Origin of the sequence: Xylophilus sp. GOD-11R (assembly GCF_033546935.1) — a bacterium.
Classification (GTDB): Bacteria; Pseudomonadota; Gammaproteobacteria; order Burkholderiales; family Burkholderiaceae_C; genus Xylophilus.
Window position 1 is genome coordinate 2,368,197 of record NZ_CP137854.1, and the last position, 24,130, is coordinate 2,392,326.

At 68.9% G+C, this 24,130-nt stretch carries 24 protein-coding genes; 10 read left to right on the forward strand and 14 right to left on the reverse strand.

Annotation, left to right across the window (positions count from 1 at the left end; all coding sequences use genetic code 11):
* The first annotated feature begins 241 nt into the window (after window positions 1-241).
* Complete coding sequence (locus R9X41_RS11175) at window positions 242-673, forward strand: DUF2784 domain-containing protein (protein WP_318634941.1); 432 nt, start codon at window positions 242-244, stop codon at window positions 671-673.
* Here the strand turns inward: R9X41_RS11175 and R9X41_RS11180 are convergent.
* From R9X41_RS11180 to R9X41_RS11205, 6 genes are all read right to left on the reverse strand, one after another.
* The gene (locus tag R9X41_RS11180) at window positions 642-1,433 is read right to left on the reverse strand and encodes an amino acid ABC transporter ATP-binding protein (RefSeq protein WP_318634942.1); all 792 of its coding nucleotides are present in this window, start codon (window positions 1,431-1,433) and stop codon (window positions 642-644) included. The two genes, R9X41_RS11175 and R9X41_RS11180, sit on opposite strands and share 32 nt — an antisense overlap.
* On the reverse strand, window positions 1,417-2,073 hold the full coding sequence (locus R9X41_RS11185; protein WP_318634943.1) for an amino acid ABC transporter permease: 657 nt from the start codon (window positions 2,071-2,073) through the stop codon (window positions 1,417-1,419). The genes R9X41_RS11180 and R9X41_RS11185 overlap by 17 nt, the downstream gene beginning before the upstream one ends.
* Window positions 2,074-2,088: 15 nt before the next feature.
* Window positions 2,089-2,751 (reverse strand): amino acid ABC transporter permease, encoded by a 663-nt coding sequence (locus R9X41_RS11190; protein WP_318634944.1) that lies wholly within the window; start codon window positions 2,749-2,751, stop codon window positions 2,089-2,091.
* A gap of 81 nt (window positions 2,752-2,832) precedes the next feature.
* On the reverse strand, window positions 2,833-3,630 hold the full coding sequence (locus R9X41_RS11195; RefSeq protein ID WP_318634945.1) for a transporter substrate-binding domain-containing protein: 798 nt from the start codon (window positions 3,628-3,630) through the stop codon (window positions 2,833-2,835).
* Complete coding sequence (locus R9X41_RS11200) at window positions 3,627-4,385, reverse strand: GntR family transcriptional regulator (RefSeq protein ID WP_318634946.1); 759 nt, start codon at window positions 4,383-4,385, stop codon at window positions 3,627-3,629. Before R9X41_RS11200 ends, R9X41_RS11195 begins: the two co-directional genes overlap by 4 nt.
* A gap of 156 nt (window positions 4,386-4,541) precedes the next feature.
* Window positions 4,542-5,918 (reverse strand): NAD(P)/FAD-dependent oxidoreductase, encoded by a 1,377-nt coding sequence (locus R9X41_RS11205; RefSeq protein WP_318634947.1) that lies wholly within the window; start codon window positions 5,916-5,918, stop codon window positions 4,542-4,544.
* A gap of 165 nt (window positions 5,919-6,083) precedes the next feature.
* Here R9X41_RS11205 and R9X41_RS11210 point away from each other — a divergent pair, with 165 nt between their 5' ends.
* The 3 genes from R9X41_RS11210 to R9X41_RS11220 all read left to right on the forward strand — a co-directional run bounded on the left by R9X41_RS11210 (window position 6,084) and on the right by R9X41_RS11220 (window position 8,591).
* Window positions 6,084-7,262 carry an alpha-hydroxy acid oxidase gene (locus R9X41_RS11210; protein WP_318635201.1) on the forward strand — a complete coding sequence of 393 codons (1,179 nt, stop codon included), beginning with the start codon at window positions 6,084-6,086 and terminating at the stop codon, window positions 7,260-7,262.
* Window positions 7,263-7,284: 22 nt separating this feature from the next.
* Window positions 7,285-8,031: a 2OG-Fe dioxygenase family protein gene (locus R9X41_RS11215; RefSeq protein WP_318634948.1), complete on the forward strand. Its 747-nt coding sequence runs from the start codon at window positions 7,285-7,287 to the stop codon at window positions 8,029-8,031.
* 122 nt (window positions 8,032-8,153) lie between these two features.
* Window positions 8,154-8,591, forward strand: coding sequence for a universal stress protein (locus tag R9X41_RS11220; RefSeq protein WP_318634949.1), 438 nt, complete (start codon window positions 8,154-8,156; stop codon window positions 8,589-8,591).
* A gap of 17 nt (window positions 8,592-8,608) precedes the next feature.
* On the opposite strand, the gene R9X41_RS11225 is transcribed toward R9X41_RS11220, so the two are convergent.
* From R9X41_RS11225 to R9X41_RS11235, 3 genes are read right to left on the reverse strand one after another with little or no spacing between them, the layout of a single operon-like run.
* Window positions 8,609-9,367: an SDR family NAD(P)-dependent oxidoreductase gene (locus R9X41_RS11225; protein ID WP_318634950.1), complete on the reverse strand. Its 759-nt coding sequence runs from the start codon at window positions 9,365-9,367 to the stop codon at window positions 8,609-8,611.
* A gap of 15 nt (window positions 9,368-9,382) precedes the next feature.
* A complete protein-coding gene (locus tag R9X41_RS11230; RefSeq protein WP_318634951.1) occupies window positions 9,383-10,036 on the reverse strand; it encodes an RluA family pseudouridine synthase in 654 nt (217 codons plus the stop codon).
* Window positions 10,033-12,180: a PAS domain-containing hybrid sensor histidine kinase/response regulator gene (locus R9X41_RS11235; protein WP_412556683.1), complete on the reverse strand. Its 2,148-nt coding sequence runs from the start codon at window positions 12,178-12,180 to the stop codon at window positions 10,033-10,035. Before R9X41_RS11235 ends, R9X41_RS11230 begins: the two co-directional genes overlap by 4 nt.
* Window positions 12,181-12,252: 72 nt before the next feature.
* Between R9X41_RS11235 and R9X41_RS11240 the strand changes: the two genes are divergently transcribed.
* From R9X41_RS11240 to R9X41_RS11255, 4 genes are read left to right on the forward strand one after another with little or no spacing between them, the layout of a single operon-like run.
* Window positions 12,253-13,143, forward strand: coding sequence for an alpha/beta fold hydrolase (locus R9X41_RS11240; RefSeq protein WP_318634952.1), 891 nt, complete (start codon window positions 12,253-12,255; stop codon window positions 13,141-13,143).
* Window positions 13,144-13,192: 49 nt separating this feature from the next.
* Window positions 13,193-14,464, forward strand: a complete 1,272-nt coding sequence (locus tag R9X41_RS11245) for a M20/M25/M40 family metallo-hydrolase (protein ID WP_318634953.1) — start codon at window positions 13,193-13,195, stop codon at window positions 14,462-14,464.
* A 34-nt stretch (window positions 14,465-14,498) separates the two neighbouring features.
* Window positions 14,499-15,614 (forward strand): tRNA adenosine(34) deaminase TadA, encoded by a 1,116-nt coding sequence (gene tadA / locus R9X41_RS11250; protein WP_318634954.1) that lies wholly within the window; start codon window positions 14,499-14,501, stop codon window positions 15,612-15,614.
* A gap of 53 nt (window positions 15,615-15,667) precedes the next feature.
* Window positions 15,668-16,687 carry an LD-carboxypeptidase gene (locus R9X41_RS11255; protein WP_318634955.1) on the forward strand — a complete coding sequence of 340 codons (1,020 nt, stop codon included), beginning with the start codon at window positions 15,668-15,670 and terminating at the stop codon, window positions 16,685-16,687.
* 28 nt (window positions 16,688-16,715) lie between these two features.
* Here the strand turns inward: R9X41_RS11255 and R9X41_RS11260 are convergent, their stop codons facing one another.
* The 5 genes from R9X41_RS11260 to R9X41_RS11280 all read right to left on the reverse strand — a co-directional run bounded on the left by R9X41_RS11260 (window position 16,716) and on the right by R9X41_RS11280 (window position 21,905).
* Window positions 16,716-17,702, reverse strand: coding sequence for a 2-dehydropantoate 2-reductase (locus R9X41_RS11260; RefSeq protein WP_318634956.1), 987 nt, complete (start codon window positions 17,700-17,702; stop codon window positions 16,716-16,718).
* A gap of 148 nt (window positions 17,703-17,850) precedes the next feature.
* Complete coding sequence (locus R9X41_RS11265) at window positions 17,851-18,417, reverse strand: hypothetical protein (protein WP_318634957.1); 567 nt, start codon at window positions 18,415-18,417, stop codon at window positions 17,851-17,853.
* 59 nt (window positions 18,418-18,476) lie between these two features.
* Window positions 18,477-19,019: a hypothetical protein gene (locus R9X41_RS11270; RefSeq protein ID WP_318634958.1), complete on the reverse strand. Its 543-nt coding sequence runs from the start codon at window positions 19,017-19,019 to the stop codon at window positions 18,477-18,479.
* Window positions 19,016-20,716 carry a hypothetical protein gene (locus R9X41_RS11275; RefSeq protein WP_318634959.1) on the reverse strand — a complete coding sequence of 567 codons (1,701 nt, stop codon included), beginning with the start codon at window positions 20,714-20,716 and terminating at the stop codon, window positions 19,016-19,018. Before R9X41_RS11275 ends, R9X41_RS11270 begins: the two co-directional genes overlap by 4 nt.
* Before the next feature lie 160 nt (window positions 20,717-20,876).
* Entirely contained in the window at window positions 20,877-21,905 is a 1,029-nt protein-coding gene (locus R9X41_RS11280; protein WP_318634960.1) for an HTH-type transcriptional regulator GntR, read from the reverse strand.
* Window positions 21,906-22,055: 150 nt separating this feature from the next.
* Here R9X41_RS11280 and R9X41_RS11285 point away from each other — a divergent pair, with 150 nt between their 5' ends.
* The gene (locus R9X41_RS11285) at window positions 22,056-22,589 is read left to right on the forward strand and encodes a gluconokinase (RefSeq protein ID WP_318634961.1); all 534 of its coding nucleotides are present in this window, start codon (window positions 22,056-22,058) and stop codon (window positions 22,587-22,589) included.
* Between the two features lie 96 nt (window positions 22,590-22,685).
* Window positions 22,686-23,975 carry an MFS transporter gene (locus R9X41_RS11290; protein WP_318634962.1) on the forward strand — a complete coding sequence of 430 codons (1,290 nt, stop codon included), beginning with the start codon at window positions 22,686-22,688 and terminating at the stop codon, window positions 23,973-23,975.
* Window positions 23,976-24,130 lie beyond the last annotated feature (155 nt).

Below are 24,130 nucleotides of genomic sequence, written 5' to 3' on the forward strand. Positions count from 1 at the left end.
CGAACCGTGGGGCTCGCGGTGGCAACGGAGATGAGAAAACACCGAAGAGCGGGGGTCCTGCTTTCGGCCAACGTCCGGCGAGGGGCCCGGGGGGCACTCTCGCTCCAGGTCGGATTGTCGCCAAAAATCGGCCGATCGCACGCAAGTCTTATAAAAGACTTGGACTGCGAGCCCAGGCCGGGCTCGAAATTTCCAGGTGTGCCGTGGCTGATGCCGAGGCGCTGCTGGCGACAATGTCGGCATGTTGCCGACCGATGCCTATCGCCTGCTTGCCGACGCGGTGCTGCTGCTGCACACGGGCGTGGCGGTGTTCATCGTGGGCGGGCTGGTGGTGATCCTCGTCGGCGCCTGGCGCGGCTGGACATGGGTGCGCGGTGGGGCGTTGCGGCTGGCGCATCTGGCGGCCATCGGCTACGTGGCGGCGCAATCGTGGTTCGGCATGGAGTGCCCGCTGACCACGCTGGAATCGTGGCTGCGGGTGCGCTCCGGCGGGCAGGCCTATGGCGCGCAGGGCTTCATCGCCGATGGGCTGCAGCGCCTGCTGTTCTACGAGGCGCCGGCCTGGGTGTTCGTGGCCGGCTATACCGGCTTCGCGGCGCTGGTGGCGCTGGCCTGGTGGCTGGCGCCGCCGCGCTGGCGCGTCAGTCGTGCAGCGAGGAGAGAAACTGCTTGAGCTCGGCCGTCTGGGGCTGGCCGAACAGCTGCTGCGGCGTGCCGGATTCGTGCACCCGGCCCTGGTGCATGAAGATCACCCGGTCGGCGACCTTGCGGGCGAATGCCATTTCGTGGGTGACCATCAGCAGCGTCATGCCTTCGGCGGCGAGCGACTCCACCACGCGCAGCACTTCGCCGACGAGTTCGGGGTCGAGCGCGGAGGTGATCTCGTCGCACAGCAGCACCGCTGGCTCCATGGCGAGCGCGCGAGCAATGGCCACGCGTTGCTGCTGGCCGCCGGAGAGCTGCTCCGGCCGGGCGTCGAACTTTTCAGCCAGTCCGACACGGTCGAGCAGCTTGCGCGCCAGCGCGGTGACCTGCGCCGTCGGCGTCTTCTTGACCAGGGTCGGGGCCAGCATGACGTTGCGGCCCACGGTGAGGTGCGGGAACAGGTTGAACCCCTGGAAGATCATGCCCACGCGCTGACGCAGCGCGCGCATGGCCTGCGGGCTGTCGTAGACCAGCGGCTGGCCGTCGACGGTGAGCGCGCCGTCCTGGAACACTTCCAGGCCGTTGATGCAGCGCAGCAGCGTGCTCTTGCCCGATCCGCTCTTGCCGATGATGGCGATGACCTCGCCGCGCTGCACGTCGAGGTCGATGCCCTTCAACACCTCGTTGGTGCCATAGGACTTGCGCAGGCCATGGATGGAGACGATGGGCGCGCCGGCGGCGGCTGGCGGCTTGGCGGCGTCGGAAACGGTATCAACGACGGTTGGCATGGTTCAGTTTCCTTTCCAGGACGCGGGCAAAAAGGCTGATCGGGAAGCACAGCGCGAAATACATCAGCGCCAGGCAGCTGTAGACGACAAAGGGTTTGAAGGTGGCGTTGGAGATCATGCTGCCGGCCTTGGTCAGCTCGACGAAGCCGATCACCGAGGCCAGCGCGGTGCCCTTGACCACCTGTACCAGGAAGCCGACGGTGGGCGCCACCGCCAGGCGCATGGCCTGCGGCAGGATCACGTGGCGCAGCTGTTCGCCGAACGACAACGCCAGGCTGCCCGAGGCCTCCCACTGGCCCTTGGGCACCGATTCGACGCAGCCACGCCAGATGTCGGTGAGGTAGGCGCTGCTGTAGAGCGTGAGCGCCATGGCGGCCGACACCCAGGGTGAGGTGTCGATGCCGAACAGCGCGAGCCCGAAATAAGCCAGGAAGAGCTGCATCAGCAGTGGCGTGCCCTGGAAGAGCTGCACGTAGCCCGCCACGAAACGTCGGGTGATGTTGCCCCGCGCCAGCCGTGCCACGAGCAGCAGCATGCCGACGATGCCGCCGCCGACGAAGGCGACGAGCGACAGGGCGACGGTCCAGCGCGCCGCCATCAGAAGGTTGCGCAGGATGTCCCAGATGGTGAATTCGACCATGTTCGTCGTCCCCGATCAGCGGCCGAAGAGCAGGCGCGGGCCGGCCCAGTTGAGGAGGCGGCGCAGCACGATGGCCAGCGCCAGATAGATCAGCGTGGCGACGATCGAGGCTTCGAAGGCCCGGAAGTTGCGACTGTGGATCAGGTTGGCGGCATAGCTGAGTTCGGGCGTAGAAATCTGGCCGCAGACGGCCGAGCCGAGCATGACGATGATGATCTGGCCGGTCATGGCCGGCCACACCTTGGCGAGCGCCGGCGGCAGGATGACGCGGGTGAAAATCTGCAGCCGACCGAGCGCCAGGCTTTGCGCGGCTTCGATCTGGCCGCGTGGCGTGGCCATGATGCCGGCGCGCACGATCTCGGTGGAGTACGCGCTCAGGTTGATCACCATGGCGATGACCGAGGCGGTCTCCGGCGAGAGCTTCACGCCAGCGGCGGGCAGGCCGAAGAAGATGAAGAACAGCTGGACGATGAATGGCGTGTTGCGAATCAGCTCGACATAGGTGCCGACCACCGCCTTGAGCCAGAGCGGCCCGCTGGCACGCGACCAGGCGAAGCCGATGCCCAGCGCCAGCCCCACCACCGTGGCGACGGCGGTCAGGCCCACCGTCCAGCCGACGCCGGTGAGCAGCAGTGGCCATTCGGCCAGCACCGCGGGAAAGTCGAGTTGGATACGCATGGGCCCTCCGTTGCTTGCTTGGTGTAGTTGTGCGAAGCCAGGGCCCGGCCGGAGGTCCGGCGCGGGCCGTCGTCGTGCGGTTTACTGCGGCAGGTCGCCGGCCGGGCGGCCGAGCCACTTGGTGGACATCTTGTCGAGCTCGCCGCTGGACTTGGCTTCGGCCAGGATGGCGTTGACCTTGGTGCGTAGCGCGTCCTCGCCCTTGGCGATGCCGATGAAGTTCGGGCTGTCCTTGAGCAGCAGCTTGTATTCGGCGTTCACGCCCGGGTTCTTGGCCATCATGTTGCCGGCCACCGAGGCGCTGGTGGCGACCACCTGGGTCTGTCCGGCGACGAAGGCGGCGATGGTGGCGTTGTTGTCCTCGAAGCGCTTCACGTCGACGCCGCTGGCCGGAATCACCTTGGCCAGTTCCTGGTCTTCCATCGCGCCGCGGGTCACCGCGACCGATTTGCCGACGAGGTCGTTGAAGCTCTTGATGCTCACGTTCTTGGGTGCGAAGACAGCCTGGAAGAACGGCGAGTAGGCGGCGGTGAAGTCGATCACCTTCTCGCGCTCGGCGTTCTTGCCGAGGGTGGAGATCACCAGGTCGGCCTTGCGGGTCTGCAGGTAGGGAATGCGGTTGGCGCTGGTCACGGGAATCAGCTCGGCTTTCACGCCCAGCTTGGAGGCGATGAGGCGGGCGGTATCGATGTCCAGGCCTTGCGGTGCCATGTCGGTGCCGACGAAACCGTAGGGCGGGTAGTCGGTGGGGATGGCGATGCGGATGGTCTTGGCTTTCATGATGTCGTCCAGCGCGGTTTGCGCGTGGACGCCGGCGGCGCACAGGGCCGAGGCGGCGGCGATCATGCCCAGGACGAGGGGGCGGCGGGCGAAAGTCATAGCAGAGCTCCTAGATAGGTGGCGGGAGGGTCGGAAACAGCCTTGCCGTCGGCCGGCGGCAAGGGCGGATAAGGGGTCTTGGCGACCGGCGCGAGCGCGTCGCGCAGCCCGCTCAGCGGGTCGTCGTCGGCGGCGGCCGGCTTCAGGCGCAAGGCGTCCTTCACCGAGCCGATGTGTCGGGCCATGAGTTGCTCGGCCAGTGCGGTGTCGCCGGCTTCCAGTGCGGCGACGATCTGCACATGGTCTTCGCAGGACTGCACCGCGTCGTGCGAGGACTGGTAGAGCATGGCGATCAGCGTGGTGCGGGCGGTGAAGTCGCGCAGGGTGTCGGCCAGCAGGTGGTTGCCCAGGCATTCGGCCAGGCAGACGTGGAAATCGCCCAGCAGGAAGCTGCGGGCGCCGACGTCGGTGCCGCGCACCGCCGCCTTTTCGCGCTGCAGGTGCTGGCGCAGCCGGCGAATGGCGGACTTGTCCATCGGCGGCATCTCGCGGATGAGCCCGACCTCGATCACCCGGCGGGCGTCGAAGGCTTCACGCGCTTCCTCACGCGAGGGCTCCACCACGAACCAGCCACGCCGGGCGCTCACGGTGACGATGCCGCGCGTGGCCAGGCGGGTCAGCGCCTCTCGCACGATGGTGCGGCTGCAATCGAACAGCATGGCCAGTTGCTGCTCGCCCAGGCGGGTGCCGGGCGCGAGCTTCTGCGCCATGACGGCTTCGATGATGCGGCTGCTGATGTCGGCTGCGGAGGGCATGCCTCTGATGAGCAGAAACCGTGCCACTGGTATACAAGCCCTGTGCACCGGATTCGGGCCGGTTGATGCACCAGGGCGGTTTGCGGATGACCTCGCGATGCACCAAAAAACAAAACGGCGACCCGCGGGACGCCGTTTCCGAGATGCCCGTCGGGGTCAGTTTTTGGGGCCGCGACCGCCTGGCGCCGGATGCTGCACGCCGGTGACGATGCGCGCCGGGCGCTGGAAGTGGAAATACGCCGTGGCCCAGTCGAACAGCACGCCGATGCGGTTGCGGAATCCGATCAGGAAGTAGATATGCGCGAAGAGCCAGAACAGCCAGGCGCCAGTGCCCGAGAAGCGCAGCGGCCCCCAGGGTGCCGCCAGGTCGACCACGGCGGCGCGGCGGCCGACGGTGGCCAGATTGCCGTAGTCGGCGTAGCGGAAGTCCTCGGTCGGCCGGCCTCCCAGGCGCCGCAGCAGGTTGGCGGCAGCGGCGCGGCCCATCTGCTTGGCGCCGGGCGATACGCCGGGGACGGGCTTGGGTTCCTGGCCGGGCACGTGGCTGCGGGCGGCGGCCATGTCGCCGATGACCGAGATTTCCGGATGGCCGGGCAGCGAGAGATCGGAGGCGACGGCGATGCGGCCGGCGCGGTCGATCGGCGTGCCGGTCGCCTCGCCCAGCAGGCGTGCCAGCGGCGAAGCCGCCACGCCGGCGGCCCACACCATGCAGCGGCTGGGAATGCGGTAGCTGCCGCCTTCGCCCGCGTCCACGTTGAGGCCTTCGCGGTCGATGTTGGTCACGCGGGTCTTGAGCCGAACGTCCACGCCGAGATGCACCAGCTGGAGCCGGGCCTTCTCCGACAGGTTCTCGGGGAAGGTCGCCAGCACGCGCGGGCCGCCTTCGACCAGCAGCACCTGCGCGCTGCTCGGATCGATGTGGCGGAATTCGCCGGGCAGCGTGTGCTGGGCGATCTCCGACAGGGTGCCGGCCATCTCGACGCCGGTCGGGCCGGCGCCGATCACCACGAAAGTGAGCAGGGCCTTGCGCGCGACCGGATCGGGTTCGCGCTCGGCCGCTTCGAACGCCAGCAGCACCCGGCGGCGGATACGGAAGGCGTCGTCCAGCGTTTTCAGTCCGGGGGCGTAGGCGGCCCATCCGTCGTTGCCGAAGTAACCATGGCCGGCGCCGGCGGCCACGATCAGGTGGTCGTAGGGCAGGGCGGTGCCGTCGGCCAGCGCCACGCTGCGGGCGGCGACGTCGATGCCCACCGCCTCGGCAAGCAGCACCGTCACGTTGGGCTGGTTGCGAAAAAGATTGCGGATCGGTGCCGAGATCGACGGTGCCGCCAGGCCGGCGGTGGCGACCTGGTACAGCAGGGGCTGAAAGAGATGGTGGTTGGCGCGGTCGATCAGCGTGATGTCGACGGCGGCATCCTTGAGCGCGCGGGCGGCTTCGAGGCCACCGAATCCGCAGCCGATGATGAGAACCTTGGGCCGGCCGGGCGCCGGAACGGGTACCGGGGAATTATTAGGGTTTACGTTAGCTTGCATTTCGGCGCGAATGGTGCCATTGGTTATGACGCGCTGCAACATGAAGGGCATTGCCGGCTCGGCGCTGTATGCTGCCCCGCTTCATAAAAACAGAGACCGCCCGTGACCGCAAGCCCTCCGCAACCCTTGCCCCCGCCGCCCCTGCCGGACCCGGTGCCGCGATCGATGCGCAAGGTGTTCTGCCTCGAAGACCTGGAGGAGGCCGCGCGGCGCTTTCTGCCTCCGGCCATCTTTTCCTATGTGGTGAGCCCGGCGGAAAGCGGCGCGACCCTGACCGACAACCGCGCCGTATTCGACGAAATCCGTTTTCTGCCGCGCGTGCTGCGCAACGTGGCCGGCCGCTCCATCGCCACCCGCCTGCTCGGCCAGGACTATGCGGCGCCCTTCGGCATCGCGCCGATGGGCGTAAGCGCGCTCACCGCCTATCGCGGAGACCGGGTGCTGGCCGAGTCGGCCGCGCGGGCCAACATTCCGATGGTGATGAGCGGCTCCTCGCTCACCCGCATGGAAGAAGTCGCCCGCGCCGCGCCTGGCAGCTGGTTCCAGGCCTACCTGCCGCCGACGCCCGAGCGCATCGCCGCGCTGGTCGACCGGGCGGCGCGGGCGGGTTTCGGCACGCTGGTGGTGACGGTCGACGTTGCCGTGCGCGGCAGCACCGAGCATTACGAGCGCGCCGGTTTTTCCAGCCCGCTCCAGCCCGACAGGCGGCTGCTGTGGGGCGGGATCACGCATCCGCGCTGGGCGCTGGGCAGCTTCGCCCGCACGCTGCTGGGCAGCGGCCTGCCGCATTTCGAGAACAGCGACAACGACAAGCGCATCGCCATCGTCGCCCGCAACGTGGTGCGCGAGTTCAGCGGCCGGGCGCACCTGGACTGGACCGCCATGCGTCGCATCCGCGAGCAATGGAAGGGCAAGCTGGTGCTCAAGGGCGTGCTGCATCCGGACGATGCGGTGACCGCGCGCGACGAGGGCATGGACGCCGTCGTGCTGTCGAATCACGGTGGCCGCCAGCTCGACGGCTCGGTGTCGCCGATGCGGGTGTTGCCGGCGGTGCGCGCGGCCGTGGGGCCAGGCTATCCGCTGCTGATCGACAGCGGGTTTCGGCGCGGCACCGATGTGCTCAAGGCACTGGCCCTGGGCGCGGATTTCGTGCTGGTCGGCCGCCCGTTCAACTATGCCGCCACCGTGGGTGGCGCGGCGGGTGTCGCGCACGCCGCCGGGCTGCTGGCCCGCGAGACCGAAATGGCGCTGGGTATGCTGGGCGTCAATCGCCTGGGCGAACTCTCCCCGGCGCTCTTGATGCTGCGCCCTGAGACCTTCATCACCACGCCCCCGGGCGCGTGATCCGATTTCTTCGACCTTTTTCATGTCCAACACCTTCTCGCCTCCCTGGACGCCGCTGGAGCGGCTCGACTCGCAACTCAAGGAACGCGGTTTCGCGGCGCTGCAGCCGGCCGACGTCTGCCGCTGGGCCAGCACCGACCCGGCATCGCTTGCCGACCTGCGCGCCGACTGGGAAGGCCTGCCGCCCGACGAATACCTGCGCGACGGCGGCAACTACCGGCGCCGGCGCCACGCCTGCTTCGTCGTGGACGGCCCCGAGGTGCAGCAGACGCCGCAGCGGCCGCATTGGCAGCCGGTGCAATACAACGCGCTGCACGGCGGCATGCAGCGCTGGTTCGCGCCGATGCTCGAGGGCACGGTGTCGCGGCCGGCCTGGCAGGGCATCCTGAAAGCGATGGCGGGCGTGGCCAGCGCGCTGCGCGGACCGCAGCCTTGGTTCGTGGAAGCGCACCAGTTCCGCATCGACACCACCGACGGCATCGGCCGGCCGACGCCCGAGGGCGCACACCGTGACGGGGTCGATCTGGTGGCGGTTTTTTTGGTGGGGCGCGAGGGCATCAAGGGAGGCGAAACCCGGGTGTTCGAGGCCGACGGCCCGGCGGGGCAACGCTTCACCCTGGCCGAGAGCTGGTCGCTGCTGCTGCTGGACGACCCGCGCATGATTCATGAATCGACGCCGATCCAGCCCCTGGGTGAACAGGGTGGCCACCGCGACACGCTGGTGCTGACCTGCCGGGCCGGTGGCTTCCAGGGCGACGGCGTGGTGTAGCCGGAAACGGGTCCGCGGCGCCCGCCGTCGACGGGCCACGCACGCTTACGTTTCTCCGTGGTCGGCATGGCATAAAGAACCCGGGCTCCGCCCCGCATCCGACAAGCAGAAGGAGAAAAGCCATGTTCAAGAAGATCCTCGTGCCGGTCGACGGCTCCGACACCTCCATCGCCGCCATGTCCCGCGCCGTGACGCTGGCGCGCGCTTTCGACGGCACGGTCACCGCCGTCTCGGTGATCGATCCATACCCCTTCACCGGCGTGGGTACCGATCTGGCCTACGGGCAGGAGCAGTACCTGGTGGCGGCCAACAACGAGGCGGCTTCCGCGCTGGACGCCGCACGGCAGGCGGCGACCGGGCTGGGCTACGAGGTCGAGGTCGTGGTCGTCGAGGGGCATGCGATTCACCGCGGCATCGTCGATACGGCCGAGAGCATCGAGGCCGACCTCATCGTGATGGGCTCGCACGGCCGGCGCGGCCTGGAGAAACTGGTGCTGGGCAGCGTCACCCAGCGGGTGCTGGGCGACGCGACGATTCCGGTGCTGGTGGTACGCGACTGAGCTGCGGCTGCGTTCGCTCAGTCGCGCACATCGGCGATGGGCTCGTCGCCGAAGTCCGGCCGAGCGAGGCGTTGCAGCACGGCGCGGGCCGTGGCCTCGGCGCTGGCCAGCTGGCCCGAGGCGTGCAGGCCGGCAAAGCGGGCGACGTCGGGAAAGGCTTTCGGGTCGCTGCCGCGCAGGTGTTGCTGCATGCCGGTGTCGATGACGCCGGGCGCCAGCGAGCAGAGGCGCGCGCCATGGGGCTGCAACGCTTCGTCGAGCGCGGCGCAGCGAGTGAACATGTCCATGCCCGCCTTCAGCGCGCAGTAGGCGGACTGTGAGGCCATCGGCCGGCGGCCCAGGCCGGATGAAATATTGAGCACCTTGCGCGGGGATTGCCAAGTGCGGGTGGCCGACAGAAAGGCCGAGGTGAGCAGCATCGGCGCTTCGAGTCCCACGCGTAGCGCGGCGATGGTGTCGGCGGCGGCTGCGTCGCGCAGCGGCACGACGGCCGGGAGCAGGGCTGCGTTGTTGATCAGCGTGGCGCCGGTGTGGTGTGCCTCATCACACGATTGCAGCCATTGCACCAATCGGGCCGCGACTGGCGCGGCGTCGGTCAGATCGGCTTGCCAGGCGTGGAAGTCGGCGCCGGCGGATGCGGCGTGCGCCTCCAGCGCCGGGTCGGCGCTGCGGGAAATGCACAGCACGGTGTTGCCCGCGGTCAGCAGTTGCCGGGCGATGGCCTGGCCGAGCCCGCGCGAGGCGCCGGTGACGATGTAGAGGTGGGTGGCGGTCATGTCTCGGATGCTTGTCTAGAAATCGGGGGCGCTGTCGAAGCGCAGCTTGTCGCCAGTCACGGGATGGGCGAAGCCCAGCGTCTGGGCGTGGAGCAGCAGCCGCGGAGCGCGGGATGCGGCTTCGGTGGTCGCATAGAGCGCATCACCGAGGATGGCATGGCCGATGGCCTGCAGATGCACCCGCAGCTGGTGGGAGCGGCCGGTGAGCGGCTCCAGCTCGACGCGGGTGGCGCCGGCATGGTCGGCGTCCGGGCCCAGTGCGCGCCAGCGGGTGACGCTCGGCTTGCCGGCGGCCCGGTCTACTTTTTGCAGCGGGCGATTCGGCCAGTCGGCGATGAGGGGCAGGTCGATGACGGACCAGCCGTCGTCGCCCGAATGGTCGGGCGAGGGGCGTCCGTCGACCACCGCCACATAACGCTTGAAAATCCGCCGCTCGGCGAAGGCCTGGCCGAGCGCCGCCTGGGTTGGCGGATCGCGGGCGAAGACCATGAGCCCGGAGGTCGCCATGTCGAGGCGGTGTACGACGAGCGCATCCGGGTAGGGCGCCAGCAGCCTGGCGATCAAACAGTCCTGCTTGTCTTCGCCGCGCCCGGGAACCGCCAGCAGGCCGGCGGGTTTCTCGACGATCAGGAGCTGGGCGTCGACGTATTCGATCCGCAGGCCGCTCAATGCCGGTCGCCCTGCACCAGTCTTTGCACGGTGGAGCACAGCTCCTCGACGTCGTTGGGCTTGTGGATCAGCGCGCGGGCACCCTCTTGCCGGGCGGCGCGTTCGATGTCGGCGGTGACGTAGCCGGAGGCCAGCGCCACCGGCAGGTCGGCACGGATCTGGCGGGCCTCGCGGGCGAGGTCGAGGCCGCTGTAGCCAGGCATGTTGTAGTCGGTGACCAGCAGGTCGTAGCCCTGCGGATTGGCCCGCAAGGCGGCCTCGGCCTCGCGGGGGTCGGAAAACCCGGTGACGCGGAATCCGCGCTTGCGCAGCAGTCGCTCGACCAAAAAGACCAGCGCCTTGTCGTCGTCGACGTACATCACGTGCCGGCCCTGGCCTTCGGTGGCGGTGGCGGGCTCCACACGGCGTTCGGGTTTGCCGCTGGGCATGCCGTCGACGGCCACGCCGGCCGGGAAATAAAGCGTGAAGGTGCTGCCTTCGCCGGGAATGCTGCGCACGTCGGTCGCACCCAGGTGCGTGCGCATCACGCCGTGGACCACGGCCAGGCCCAGCCCGGTGCCCTGGCCGACGACCTTGGTGGTGAAGAAGGGCTCGAAGATGCGCTGCAGCGTGGCGCTGTCGATGCCGCTGCCGGTATCGCTCACCGTCAGGGCTTCATAGGCCCCGGGCGACAGGCCCAGGCGCTCGCAGGTGCGCTGGTCGGGATGGGCGATGTCCAGCCGGACGGTGACCTTGCCGCGCTGGTCGCCGATCGCCTGGATGGCGTTGGTGCAGAGGTTGAGCAGGGCCTGCTCGACCTGCGTGGCGTCGGCCATGACGGGCGGCAGTTCGGCGGCCAGGTCGAGTCGCAGCTCGATGGCCGGCGGCAGGGTGACGCGCAGCAGGCGTTCGGTTTCGTGGATGACCTCGGAGAGCGACACCGGCTCGCGCTGGGTCGGCTCGTTGCGGCTGAAAGTGAGGATCTGCCGCACCAGGTCGCGCGCGCGGCGCCCGGCCTTGCCGATCTCGTCGAGGCTGACCAGGGCGGGCGAACCACCGGGCAGGTCGGCCTTGGCGAGCTCCACATTGCCCAGGATGGCGGAGAGGATGTTGTTGAAATCGTGGGCGATGCCGCCGGCGAGCGTGCCCATGGCCTGCATTTTTTGCGATTCACGCAGCTGCGCTTCGAGCACCGAACGCTGGGCCTCGGCCTTCTTGCGGCCGGTGAGGTCGCGCGCGAAGACGGTGGTGCTTTCGCCAGCGGCGTGGCGCTCGAACGAAACGCTGATCTCCACCGACAGCTCCCGGCCCGAGGCGGTGCGGGCGGTGCGCTCGCCCAGCATCGCCTGCGTGGAGATCTGCGCGAAAGCCAGCGCCTGCGCCGCGTCGGGCAGAAAACGCTCGAGCGGGCTGCCGAGCGCATTGCTGGCGCTGCACTGGAACAGCGCGGCGGCCGTGGGGTTGAAGACAGTGATGCGCTGGTTCTGGTCGACGCAGATGATCGCGTCGAGCGCCGAGTTGATGACCGCCTCGAGCCGGCGCTCGCCCAGGTAGAGCTGCTCGTTGCGTTCCTGCAGCGCCATGGCGCTCTGCTGCAGCGCGCGGCGCTCGGCCAGCAGCGGGCCCTGGTCGACGATGGCGCAGATGTATTGCACCTGCGGATGGCCGTCCTCGTGCATGGTCTCGATGCGGCGGATGTGCAGGTCGCCGCAGAGCATGACGCTCTCGCCGCTGGAAAACACGACTTCGGAGGTTTCGCTGTGGCCGCTGCGGCTGGCTTCGCGAAAACCCTGCGCCACCTTGGCCACGTGGCCGCGGCTGACGAAGGGCATGAGGGAGATCAGTGGCCGATCGCGCTCGGTCGGCTGAAAAACGCGGTGGGCCATGGCGTTGGCCTGCACCACCATGTCGTGCTCGTCGACCACCATCAGCGCGAGCGGCACGCTGGCGAACAGGGTCTCGAAGCGCTCGGAGGCGCTTTCGGCGGCCTCGTTGCTGTAGCGCAGCACCTTGTTCTGGGCCAGCAGCTCGTTGACCATTTCCGACAGCGCGAGCGCCTCCGCACGCTGCTGCGGCGCGCCGACCGGTCCGACACGGCGGGGCGGCAGGCCATTGGCGATGCCACCGCGTGTGGGTGCGAGTTTGCGTTGAGAGGCTTTGGCCATCGTAGAAGCGTCATTTTGCATGCGGCCCCGGCAGTTCGCGCAGAATTTGGGCAAACAACCAGGAGCCCGGAGATGTTCGAAGGATTCATCGCGCACGACGTGCAGGTCGACGGCGCCACCATCCACGCGCTGGTCGGCGGCCACGGGCCGGCGCTGTTGCTGCTGCACGGCCATCCGCAGACCCATGCGATGTGGCACCGGGTGGCCGAAGGCCTGTCGATGCGCTTCACCGTGGTGGTGGCCGACCTCCGCGGCTACGGCGATTCGTCGCGGCCGGTGCCGGATCCGCAGAACATGGCCTATTCCAAGCGCACCATGGCGCGCGACATGGTGCAGCTGATGGCGCACCTGGGATATGCGCGCTTTCTGCTCGGCGCCCACGACCGGGGCGCGCGGGTGGCGCACCGGCTGGCGCTGGACCACCCCGAATGTGTCGAGAAGCTGATGCTGCTCGACATCGCCCCCACGCTCGACATGTACGCCGGCACCGACGAGGACTTCGCCCGCAGCTACTGGCACTGGTTCTTCCTCATCCAGCCGGCGCCGCTGCCCGAGCGCCTGATCGAGGCCGATCCCCGGGCCTACGTGCGCGAGGTGATGGGTCGCCGCCATGCCGGCCTGGCCGCCTTCGCCCCGGCCGCCATGGCCGAATACGAACGCTGCATCGCGCTGCCGGGCACCGCCACGGCGATCTGCTCCGACTACCGTGCCTCGGCCGGCATCGATTTGGAACACGACCGCGACGACCGCGAGGCAGGCGTCAAGCTGACCATGCCGCTGCGGGTGATGTGGGGCGCCGAAGGCGTGGTGCACCGCTGCTTCGACGTGCTGGAGTTGTGGGAGGCGCAGGCCGAGAACGTGAGCGGCGCGCTGGCGCCTTGCGGGCATTACCTGGCGGAAGAAGATCCGACTTCGGTGTTGGCGCAGATGCACGATTTCTTCGGCAGCGAGAAGAACGACTAGTCCCGGAGCGGTGTTAAGTTCCGGGGCTTTTTTGCAGGAGACACGACCCATGCCAACCTCTTCCTTTCGCGTATTGGCGATTGCCGCCGCCATCGGCCTGACCACCGGCGTCCAGGCAGCGCCGCGCGCCGACATCCAACAGGCCGCACAGGCGCAGCAGCAGCCGATGCTCGACACCATGCGCGACCTGGTGAACATCGAGTCGGGCAGCAAGGACCTCGAAGGCCTGGCGAAGATCGCCGCGCTCATCGGCGACCGGCTCAAGGCGCTGGGCGGCAAGGTCGAGCTGATCTCGCCGACCGAAATCTTTCGCATGGACGACACGCCCGAGAAGGTGGGGCAGGTGGTGCATGCCGAGTTCAAGGGCACCGGCAGCCGCAAGATCATGCTGATCGCCCACATGGACACCGTCTACCTGAAGGGCATGCTCAAGGACCAGCCTTTCCGCGTCGAAGGCGACAAGGCCTACGGCCTGGGCATCGCAGACGACAAGCAGGGCGTGGCGGCCATCATCCACACGGTGGCCATGCTGCAGCAGCTCGGCTTTCGCGACTACGGCACGCTGACCGTGCTGATCAACGGCGACGAGGAAATCAGCTCGCCCGGCGCCCGCGCCACCATCACCCGACTGGGCGCGGAGCAGGATGTGGTGCTGTCCTTCGAGGGCGGCGGCACCGACGGCAGCCTGCGCCTGGCCACCAGCGGCATCGGCGCGGCCTACCTGGACGTGGTGGGCAAGACCTCGCACGCCGGCGCCCGGCCCGAGGGCGGTGTGAACGCGCTCTATGAGCTGTCGCACCAGTTGCTGCAGCTCAAGGACCTCTCGCAGAACGACCGCGGGCTCAAGCTCAACTGGACGGTCGCCAAGGCCGGTACCAACCGCAACGTGATTCCCGGCGAGGCATCGGCTCAGGCGGACGCGCGGGCATTGAAGGTGTCGGACTTCGACGCCCTGGAAAAGAGCCTGCGCGAGAAGGTGCAGAACAAGCTGCTGCCCGACGCGAAGGTCAGCGTGAAGTTCGAAGTGCGTCGCCCGCCGCTGGAGGCCTCGGACGCGGCGCGCAAGCTGGCCGCGCACGGCCGCGCGGTGTACGAGGAAATCGGCCTGCCGATGAAGGTGCTGGACGTGGCGACCGGTGGCGGCACCGACGCGGCCTTTGCAGCGCTGAAGTCGCGCGGCGCGGTCATCGAAGGCATGGGGCTGAGCGGCTTCGGCGCGCATTCCAACGATGCCGAATACGTGCAGATCGGCACCATCGTGCCGCGCCTGTACCTGGCGACCCGGCTGGTCATGGACGTGTCGCAAGACAAGGTGAAGTGAGCGCAGGAAGGCCGTGCACCCCGCCTCCGCACCCTTGACCGACGAAGCCGCCATGCGCCTGGCCATGGCCCATGCGCAGGCCGCCCGCGCGGCCGGCGAAGTACCGGTGGGCGCGGTGCTGGTGCGCGACGGCCAGGTGATCGCGACCGGTGCCAACGCACCCGTCGCGCTGGCGGATCCCACCGCGCATGCCGAGATGGTGGCGCTGCGCGCGGCGGCTTCGGCGGCCGGTAATTACCGGCTCGACGGCTGCACCCTGTACGTCACCCTGGAGCCTTGCCCGATGTGCGCCGGCGCTTTGCTGCACGCGCGCGTGGCGCGGGTGGTCTTTGCCGCCGCCGACCCGCGCACCGGGGCGGCGGGCTCGGTGGTGAACCTGTTCGACGAGCCCTTGCTCAACCACCATACGCGGGTGGAAGGTGGCCTGCTCGCCGGGGAATGCGGCGCGATGCTGCAGGACTTCTTTCGCGAACGGCGGGCGGCGCAGGCGCGCGTGGCCCAGCCGCTGCGCGAGGACGCGCTGCGCACACCGCGCAACGCCTTCGAAGTGGACGGCGCCGCTGCCTGGGAGGGCGCCTACACGCACGATCTGCCGGCGCTGGCCGGCCTGCGCCTGCACCACGTCGAGCTGGGCGACGAGCGAGCCGCCACTGTCTTCATCTGCCTGCACGGCGCAGGCGACTGGGGTGTGCGTTTCGCGGCCATCGCGGCCAGCCTGGCCGGCTACGGCGTGCGGGTGCTGGTGCCCGACCTGATCGGCTTCGGCCGCAGCGACAAACCCAAGCGCGGCGATCTGCATCGGCTGGACTGGCATGTGCAGGTGCTGCGCGCGTGGTGCGAATCGCTCGGGCTGCGGCGCGTCGTGCTGCTGGCCGAGGCGGCCGAGGCCGATCTGTGTGTGGCGCTGTGGTCAGCATTGGGGGCGCAGGCGGCCGGCATCGTGCTGTTGCCCACCGTCGAACGCGACGAAGCGCGAAGCCACCTCGCGGCGCTGCCGTTCCCCGACCGGGGCCACACGGCGGGACCGCGCGCCTTCGCCGATGGCTGGAAGCCGCAGGCTGGCGCCGTCACCCGCACGATTCCGGTGCTGCACCTGGAGTCAGAAGGGCCCGAGGCGCTGGCACGTGCTGTGGAATACTTCGCCGCCTGATTTCGTCCACCCTTTTATGCCGAGGCGGTCCTCTCATCCGGGCCGACATCCGCTTGCCGTCCTCCACCAAAGCGCACGCCGATCCGCACCACCACCATCACGACGCCGACTGCGATCATGCGCATTGCGGTCATGACCACGGTCCCCGGCGCATCTACATCTACTCGCCGGCCGGTGCGGTGCGCGACAAGGCGGCGTTTCGGCGCGGCGTGAAGCGCTTGCAGGCGGCCGGCCACGAGGTCGAGATCGACACCGACGCGCTCGCTTCGCACCAGCGATTCGCCGGCGACGATGCGGCACGGGTGGCGGCCATTCACCGCGCGTGCGCCAGTGGTGCGGACGTGGCGCTGATCAGTCGGGGCGGCTACGGCCTCACCCGCATCCTGCCGGCGATCGACTACGACATCGTCGCCAAGGCCATCGCCGCCGGCATGAAGTTCGTCGGCTTCAGCGATTTCACCGCGCTGCAACTCGCCGTGCTGGCCAAGACCGGCGCCACCACCTGGGCCGGGCCCGGCCTGGTGGGCGATTTCGGCACGGCCGATGTGCCTGACGACATCATGGAGGCCTGCTTCGACGACCTGATCTACGGCCACGGCGAAGGCACCGGCTGGCGCCTGCCGGCCGCGCCGCGCGGCTCTACCGCGGCGGCGCCGGACGACCTGTACCTGCCCAAGGCCACACTCTGGGGCGGCAACCTGGCGGTACTGGCCGGCCTGGTAGGCACGCCCTTCATGCCGGCGGTGAAGAACGGCGTGCTGTTCCTGGAAGACGTGAACGAGCATCCCTACCGCATCGAACGCATGCTCGGCCAGCTGCTGATGACCGGCATCCTGGGGCGGCAGAAGGCCATCGTGCTCGGCCAGTTCACCGATTTCCGCCTGACGCCGCACGACCGGGGTTTCAAGATGGCGAGCGTGGTGGAGTGGCTGCGATCGCAGCTCACGGTGCCGGTGCTGACCGGTCTGCCGTTCGGCCATGTGCCGACCAAGGTGCTGCTGCCGGTGGGCGCCAAGGTGTCGCTGGCGGTGGAAGGCCGCGACGCGCTCATCTACTGGGGCCACGCGCACTAGGCTGCGGGCCATCGCCGCCGGCGCTCGCTCAAGCTGGCGGATACAGCCCGTGCGATCGCCCGAAGAGGCGGGCGAGGCCGAGCAGGGCGTCGATGTTCGGCGTGGGCACGCCGATCCGCTGGCCGATCTCGTGCACGGCGCCGACGATGGCGTCGAGCTCCATGGGGCGGCCGGCCTGCACGTCCTGCAGCATCGAGGTCTTGAAGGCGCCTAGTTTGCGGGTGATCTGGTGACGATCGTGCGGCGTTTGCTCGATAGGGCAGCCGATGCGCGCGCCGACAGCCTGGGCTTCCTGCATGGCGTCGGTGCAGAAGCGGCGCACCAGCGGGTCGTCGAGTACCCGGTCGGCCGTGGCACCGGTGACGGCGCTCACCGGGTTCATCGTGAGGTTGCCCCAAAGTTTGTACCAGAGGTGCCAGCGCACATCGGGCACCGCGCTGGCGTCGAAACCGGCTTGCTTCAGCAGATGGGCGATGGCTTGCGCGCGCTCGCTGATGCCGCCCTGCGGCTCGCCCACGATGAGCCCCCGGCCCATCGCGTGCAGCGCCAGGCCCGGCTCCGGCGTGGAGACGCTGGCATGCACCACGCAGGCGAGAACCTGGGCCAGGGGCAGGGCGGCAGCGATGCGGCCGCCCGGGTCGACGCTTTCCAGCGGTGCCCCGGCCAGTTCCGCGATGCCCTGGCCGAACCACCAGGGCACGCCGTTCATCGCCGGCACGATGACGGTCGACGGACCGATCAGCGGTGCGATGGTGGTGGCGATACCGGGCAGGGCCGGCGCCTTGAGAGCGATGAACACGATGTCCTGCACGCCCAGATCCGATGCGCGGTCGGACGCGGCGGCTACCGGCGCCTGGACCACTGCGCCTTGTTCCTGCAGCCGCCAGCCCTGGCTGCGCAAGGCTTGCAGCGTGGCGCCACGGGCCAGTGCGGCAACCTCGCAGCCGGCGGTGGCCGCGAGCCGGGTGCCGATGAATCCGCCGATGGCGCCTGCGCCGACGATGGCGATCCGCATGGGGGGTGTCTCCTGCTTTTTGGTTGTGCCGGCGGCGCAAACGACCGGGGGCAGGGCGGAATTCTGCGTCAGCCGCAGTGCTGGCCGCTACATGCGGCCGCACGATTGCGGGTGCGCCGGTCGGCGGCCAACGCGCCCGGGCTGGAGGCTACTCGTGGCTGCGCGTGCCGGTCGCGGCGCCGCCGTCATTTTTCTTCTTCTTCTTCTTTCTCTTCTTCGCCGTGTCGGCCATGGCTTGCGTATTGGTTGACTTTTTCGAGTTGTCGGTTTCCGGCGCCTTGGAAGGTCTGGACCCCTTGGACGCCTTGGCCGATGAGGCCTTGGCCTCCCGGCTTCGCACTTCCACCGGAATCGGCGTCAGCGACCCGCCCCCGTCGTGTTGCAGGCTGACGTAGATGAAATGCACACCCGGCGATCGGGCGGTGGCACGCAGGGTGAGCGACGAATCCCCGGGCGGCAGCCGACGCGGCTTGGCCGCGCCCAGCTTCAATGGCCGGTCGCTGGAGAAACTCAGCCTCGCGCCGGCAATTCCGACGTTTGCGATGGCGATTTGTACTGACACCGGCCTGCCGGTGCGGACCTGGCCGGTGATGCGCGAGCTCACCGTGGGCTTCACGCGGACCGGCGCCCGCGACAGGGCGTTTGATGGCGAAAGCGACGGCGAGGCCGTCGCCGCCGTGGCCGCCAGCAAGGGCCGAGCGGGCAGGGCGGCCATCACCCCAGCCACCAACCAGCAAGCCGCCACGCGGCCTGGAGGCAAAGCGGGCGCAGCCATCAGGGGATCTGCATCAGATGGAGAGGCCGTTCCCCGGAACCGGGCTTGAAACTGCCGTCGCTTTGCGGCCGGGTTTCAGGCGCCCCGACCTGCAGCACGAACGCGTCGGCCGTGCCGCCCGTGCCGAGGCGGGTGAATACGTTGACGAACTTGCGTCCGCGCGCCGATGGCGTGGCGACGATGGTGATGGACGACTCCCCGGCCGGCAGCGTTCGGGCCTGCGCGTCGGCCAGCGCCACGCCTTCGTCGGCGCTGAAGCTCACCGTGACGGGCGGCGATGCCGGTACGCGCGAAAAGCGGAAAGTCACCGCATGCGGCTGGCCGATGGCGGCCCGACCGCCGCCGTCGTAGGCGATCTTCACCGGCCCGGTGCGCGGCTTGCCGGTGGGGGCCTGCGCCTGGATGTCGGACACCTGCAGCGGCAGCACCGGTGCGCCGTGCGCGGGCATGCATCCGAACACCGCCAGTGACGGCGCGCATGCCAGTGCCGTGCGGAAAGGGCGCAGGAAGAGAGAAGAGAGGTGCATGGAAGCGGGGCTCATTGAATGCTCACTTGGAAGCAGGCGTGTGACGAAGACCGGTTGCCGTCGCGCACGGCGATGACGTGTTCGCCAGCCTTCAATTCGGCGGCGGCGGTCTCGGTGGTGGAACCGGTGGTGAACGAGCGCAGCACCTCGCCGGCGGTGTCGCGCAGGATGAAGTCGGGGTTGGTGGTGGCGGGGCCGTCGACCGTCACGCGGTAAGTGCCGGCCGCTGGAATGGCGACACGCAGATAGGCGATCTGACCGAGTCGGTTGCCGACCCGGTAGGGATCGAAGCTGGCGGACACGCAAGCGGTGGTCGGGGCGGCGCCCAGGGCCAGGGGCTGGACCATCGGCAGAGCGACCGTGGACCCGCCGCCGTTGGTTTCGCCGATGCCCCAGGCGTCGGTGTTCGGCTCGATCGCCTGCGTGCGCAGCAAGGGCGCCAGAGTTGCCGCAGCGGACGTCGAAACGGCCGTGACCGCCTGGTGGAACGCGTGAATGCCGGTGTTGGCCGGCGACGTGCGCATCGGCCCGGCCATGGCGTCGAGAACCACCCGCGGGCCATGCAGGTCGTGAAGTCGGCGCAGCAGGTATTGCACCGAGTCTTCGCGGAACCAGCCTCTGCTCGCGTCGGTCGGCGCTGCCAGCAGATTGGTCGCGCTGCCTTGCTTCTGCTGCGGCCCGAAGCTGTCGACAAAGGAGTCTCGGCCGAGCGCGATGCCGGACCAGGCGGTGGCGAAGCCTTCGCTGAAGGCGACGGTGGGGTCGAGCAGGTCGCCCCATTCGTGGGTGCCGCCGGGCGAATCGTCGCGGCTGAAGCTTTGCTGCCAGTAGTGGCCCCATTCGTGGGCGATGACCGAGGCGTCGTATTCGTCGGTATCCACACCGGCCTTGCCGAGCAGCAGCATCACCGGATAGCCCTTGACCGTCAGGAACTGGGTGCCGCCGATGTCGCCGGACGCCACATCGATGGAAGACACGCTAGAACTGCCGGTGTTGGCCTTGCTCCACATCACGGTCAGCAGCGGGAAGACGGTGGCGGGCGCGCTCGCCAGCACCCGGGCCTGCGCGGTGTAGATGGTGTCGAGGATGGCAAAGGGTGCCGCCACCCGGCCGGATGGCAGTTCGATACCGCCGTCGACGGGTGCCCAGCCCGACGGAATGCGGATGTCGTGCTGCGCGGAACTGGTGCCGGAGGTGAACGGCTGCGTGATGGCGGTGTAGAGCGCGAGCTTGTCGGTGTTGTCCGCCACCTCGGCAGAGGGCTGGCCGGAATCGCTGCCCGGCGCGACCATCGAGGCGAACATGCGCACGCGGATCGATCGCAGTGGCGGCACCGCCATCGCATAGCGGCCATCGGCGTCTGTCGCGCCCTGGGCGACGACCGTGCCGGCGACGTCGATGGCATCCACGCGGATGTAGCGCGCGGGTTTCGCCGTCTGTGCGGCGTAGTCCAGACCGCCGGTCGGTTTGGTGGGGATCGACTCGAACCGGACGATGCCCTGCACCTGCACGGTGCCCGGCACTTCCGGCGTTGGCGGCGTTGTCGGCGTAGGCGGCGTAGGCGGCGTGGCTTGCCGCTGGCCGGCGATGCCGTCTCCATTGCCCATGACCGTGCTGTCGTCGCTGCCGCCACCGCCTCCACAAGCCGTCAGCGACAGCCCCAGTGCAGCCAGAACGGCCCAGTCGAGAGCCTGCTTTTTCCAATGCGCCAATCCATTCCCCTCGGGTTGCAAAGGGGCGGACTGTAGGGAGCGCGCGGAGGTCTCGGCGATGCTGCGACGAAACCGCGCCAGGGCGGCACGAACACCGCTTTAAAAGCGACGAACGCAGCGCGCGATGCGGGTCCGCGCGGGCGTCAATGAGCCGTGGGGATCAGGCGGCGACCGTACTGCCGCGCACCACCAGCTGATAGGGCAGCTCCACGCAATGGTCGGCCACCGGCCGGCCGCGCATGAGCTGCAGCAGCATCTGGGCGGCGGTGTGGCCGATCTCGCCGCGCGGCGTGCGCAGGGTGGTGAGCGGCGGCACCATCTGTTCGCTGCCCGGCAGGTCGTTGAAGCCGGCGATGGCCACGCGCCCGGGCACGGCGATGCCCAGGCGCAGCGCGGCGAGCAGCGCGCCCTGGGCCAGGTCGTCGTTGCAGAAGAAGATGGCGTCGGGCGGGTTCGGCGTCGCCATGATCGACTGGAACATCTCGGCGCCCAGGCCGAGCGACGAAGGCTGCGGAACCAGGAATTCCAGTGCCGCGTCGTGGCAGCCGGCCTGGCGCAGGCAGTCGCGCCAACCCTCGGCGCGCTGCATCACCCGGGCGTCGAGCTGGGCGCCGGCGAAGGCGATGCGCCGGGCGCCGCCGGCCAGCAGATGGGCGGTGATGGCATGGCCCGCGCCGTGCTGTGAAAAGCCGACGCAGTAGACGCCGGCTTCGGCGCTGGTCTCCATGGTGTGCACGCAAGGCAGGCCGCTGGCCGCGATCAGCTGGCGAGTGGCTTCGCTGCGCTCGAAGCCGGTCACCAGCAGGCCGGCGGGCCGATGGGCGAGCTGTTCGCGCAGCAGCTGTTCCTCTTCCTGCGGGTCGTAGTGGGTGATGCCGATCAGCGTCTGAAAACCCGCCGGGCGCAGGGTGCGCTGCACGTTCTCCACCAGGTCCACGAACAAGGTGTTGGACAGCAGCGGAATCAGCACCGCCACATGGTTGCTGTGGCTCGACGCCAGCGCCCGTGCGGCCGGGTCGGGCACGTAGCCCAGGGCCTCGGCGGCAACGCGCACGCGCTCGACCAGCTCCGGCGTGACGGCTCGTTCGCCGCGCAGGGCTCGCGACACGGTGATGGGACTGACACCCGCTTTCTCGGCGACGTGCTGGAGGGTGACGCGGCCGGTGCCGCGGGACTTGGAACGGGTCATTCGGGTCGTGAAGGGATGGAAAACGAGGGGGTCGGACTCAGTGCAAACCCGGAGAGGAATCCTTCGGACACGCCGTTAGGATAGCGCTGTCCGAACGACCTGCGGCGCTGTCGAGCCCGCTGGTCGTTTCCATTTGATGGACCGAATTCCATGACAGCAAACTTCAAGAACGACGCCGCGGGTGCGACCTGGTGGGTGGTGATGGGTGTCTCCGGCTGCGGCAAATCGAGTCTCGGCTCGGCGATGGCGCAAGAGATGGGCCTGCCGCTGATCGAAGGCGATGATTTTCACCCACCGGCCAACATCGAGAAGATGCACAACGGCATCGCGCTCGACGATGCCGACCGCGCCGGCTGGCTCCACGCCCTGGGCATCGCGCTCGCCGCCCACGAACAGGGGGCGGTGCTGACCTGCTCGGCCCTCAAGCGCGCCTACCGCGACACCCTGCGTGCCGCCGTGCCGCAGCTGCGTTTCGTGTTCATGGAGATCAGCCCGGCCCAGGCGCTGGCGCGGGTCGAGCAACGCAAGGGCAGCCATTTCTTCTCCAGCAGCCTGGTCGACAGCCAGTTCGCCACGCTGCAGGACCCCACCGGCGAAGCCGGCGTGTTGCCGGTGCCGGCGGCCGAGCCCGTCACCGATCTGGTGCGCCGTGTCCATGCCTGGCGCATGTCGCTGGCCGCTTAGTCCTCCGATTTCAACCCCACGACGCGGCCCGATATTCGTCACACGGCCGCGCTTCGTTCTCTCTCCCAACGCTTACATCCATACCCGGAGACATCCATGGCAATCCTCGACGGCCAGAAAGTACCCAACCGCCGCTGGCGCATCGGCGGGCTGCTCGGCATCGGCGTGCTCGTCAACTACCTCGACCGGCTGAGCCTGTCGGTGGCGGCACCGCAGATCAGCGCCGAGCTGCACCTTTCGCCCGAACAGGTCGGCTTCTTTCTGTCGGCCTTTTTCTGGTCGTACGCCCTGCTGCAGGTGCCCGCGGGCATGCTGCTCGACCGTTTCGGGCCCACGCGCATCGGCCGCTGGGGCGCCTTCTGCTGGGGGCTGGCCTCCACCATCACGGCGTTTGCCGGCGGCTGGGCGGGCATCTTCGCGGCGCGCATGCTGCTGGGCGTGGCCGAGGCGCCGGGCTTCATGGTGAGCTCCAAGGCCACCGGCTACTGGTTTCCGCGCCAGGAGCGCGGTTTCGCCACGGCGTTGTTCGACGCGGCGGCCAAGTTCTCCAACGTGATCGGCGTGCCGATGGTCGCCTTCGTGGTGGTCGGCATGGGCTGGCGCTGGGGCTTTGCGCTGACGGCGGTGCTGAGCTTCGCGTACTTCGTGGCCTTCCTGGTGATCTACCGTGATCCGAGCGCCGACACCAAGCTGTCGCCGCTGGAGCGCCGCTTCATCCTGGAAGGCGGCGCGCAGCCCGAGGGCGTGCCGCCGGTCAGCGCCAGCGGCATGCTGGGTTACCTGTTGACCCAGCGCAAGGTGTGGGGCCTGACCATCGGCTTCGCGGCCTACGGCTACTCGTTCTACCTGTTCCTGACCTGGCTGCCGGGCTATCTGGTGCAGACGATGCACATGAGCATCATCAAGTCGGCCGGTTTCGCTGCCATTCCCTGGATGGTCGCCACCATTTCCGATCTGTTCGTCGGCGGCTGGCTGATCGACCGGCTCATCTCCAAGGGCTACGAGGAATCGAAGGTGCGAAAGAGCGTGCTGGTCTGCGGCATGGTGCTGGGGCTGGCGGTGTTCGGCGCCACGCAGACGACCGACCCGGTGTGGGCCATCGTGTGGATCTCCATCGCGCTGGGTGGGCTGGCCGCTGCCGCACCGGTGGGCTGGTCGCTGCCGTCGCTGATCGCGCCGCGCGGCGGTGTCGGCACCGTGGGCGGGCTGATGAATTTCGGCAACAACCTGATGGGCGCCGCCGCACCCATCGCCACCGGCTTCATCGTGGGCGCCACCGGCTCCTTCGTGAACGCCTTCCTGCTGGCCGGGGTGATCCTGCTGGTCGGCATCTTCTCGTTCGTGTTCCTGCTGGGCAGGATCGAGTCGATTCCGGAACCGCGCTGACGGCGCACCAATCCGGTAACCAGCCGCCTCGTCCGAGGCGGTTTTTTTTTGGCCGGCGCACCGAAACAAGCAGTCTGCAGCTGGGTTTATTCGAGCGAGCCAAATAACCCGTGATTAGTCGTCAGCCGTAGTAACTCGCACCTTCCCGGAAATTC

Coding starts and splice junctions, on each gene's coding strand:
- R9X41_RS11185 (WP_318634943.1), bottom strand. CDS start 2,073: ATGGTCGAATTCACCATCTGGGACATCCTGCGCAACCTTCTGATGGCG.
- R9X41_RS11280 (WP_318634960.1), bottom strand. CDS start 21,905: ATGACCCGTTCCAAGTCCCGCGGCACCGGCCGCGTCACCCTCCAGCAC.
- R9X41_RS11200 (WP_318634946.1), bottom strand. CDS start 4,385: ATGCCCTCCGCAGCCGACATCAGCAGCCGCATCATCGAAGCCGTCATG.
- R9X41_RS11290 (WP_318634962.1), top strand. CDS start 22,686: ATGGCAATCCTCGACGGCCAGAAAGTACCCAACCGCCGCTGGCGCATC.
- R9X41_RS11195 (WP_318634945.1), bottom strand. CDS start 3,630: ATGACTTTCGCCCGCCGCCCCCTCGTCCTGGGCATGATCGCCGCCGCC.
- R9X41_RS11240 (WP_318634952.1), top strand. CDS start 12,253: ATGTTCGAAGGATTCATCGCGCACGACGTGCAGGTCGACGGCGCCACC.
- R9X41_RS11220 (WP_318634949.1), top strand. CDS start 8,154: ATGTTCAAGAAGATCCTCGTGCCGGTCGACGGCTCCGACACCTCCATC.
- R9X41_RS11235 (WP_412556683.1), bottom strand. CDS start 12,180: ATGGCCAAAGCCTCTCAACGCAAACTCGCACCCACACGCGGTGGCATC.
- R9X41_RS11205 (WP_318634947.1), bottom strand. CDS start 5,918: ATGCAAGCTAACGTAAACCCTAATAATTCCCCGGTACCCGTTCCGGCG.
- R9X41_RS11175 (WP_318634941.1), top strand. CDS start 242: ATGTTGCCGACCGATGCCTATCGCCTGCTTGCCGACGCGGTGCTGCTG.
- R9X41_RS11190 (WP_318634944.1), bottom strand. CDS start 2,751: ATGCGTATCCAACTCGACTTTCCCGCGGTGCTGGCCGAATGGCCACTG.
- R9X41_RS11260 (WP_318634956.1), bottom strand. CDS start 17,702: ATGCGGATCGCCATCGTCGGCGCAGGCGCCATCGGCGGATTCATCGGC.
- R9X41_RS11225 (WP_318634950.1), bottom strand. CDS start 9,367: ATGACCGCCACCCACCTCTACATCGTCACCGGCGCCTCGCGCGGGCTC.
- R9X41_RS11180 (WP_318634942.1), bottom strand. CDS start 1,433: ATGCCAACCGTCGTTGATACCGTTTCCGACGCCGCCAAGCCGCCAGCC.
- R9X41_RS11210 (WP_318635201.1), top strand. CDS start 6,084: ATGCGCAAGGTGTTCTGCCTCGAAGACCTGGAGGAGGCCGCGCGGCGC.
- R9X41_RS11265 (WP_318634957.1), bottom strand. CDS start 18,417: ATGGCCGCCCTGCCCGCTCGGCCCTTGCTGGCGGCCACGGCGGCGACG.
- R9X41_RS11215 (WP_318634948.1), top strand. CDS start 7,285: ATGTCCAACACCTTCTCGCCTCCCTGGACGCCGCTGGAGCGGCTCGAC.
- R9X41_RS11270 (WP_318634958.1), bottom strand. CDS start 19,019: ATGAGCCCCGCTTCCATGCACCTCTCTTCTCTCTTCCTGCGCCCTTTC.
- R9X41_RS11245 (WP_318634953.1), top strand. CDS start 13,193: ATGCCAACCTCTTCCTTTCGCGTATTGGCGATTGCCGCCGCCATCGGC.
- R9X41_RS11285 (WP_318634961.1), top strand. CDS start 22,056: ATGACAGCAAACTTCAAGAACGACGCCGCGGGTGCGACCTGGTGGGTG.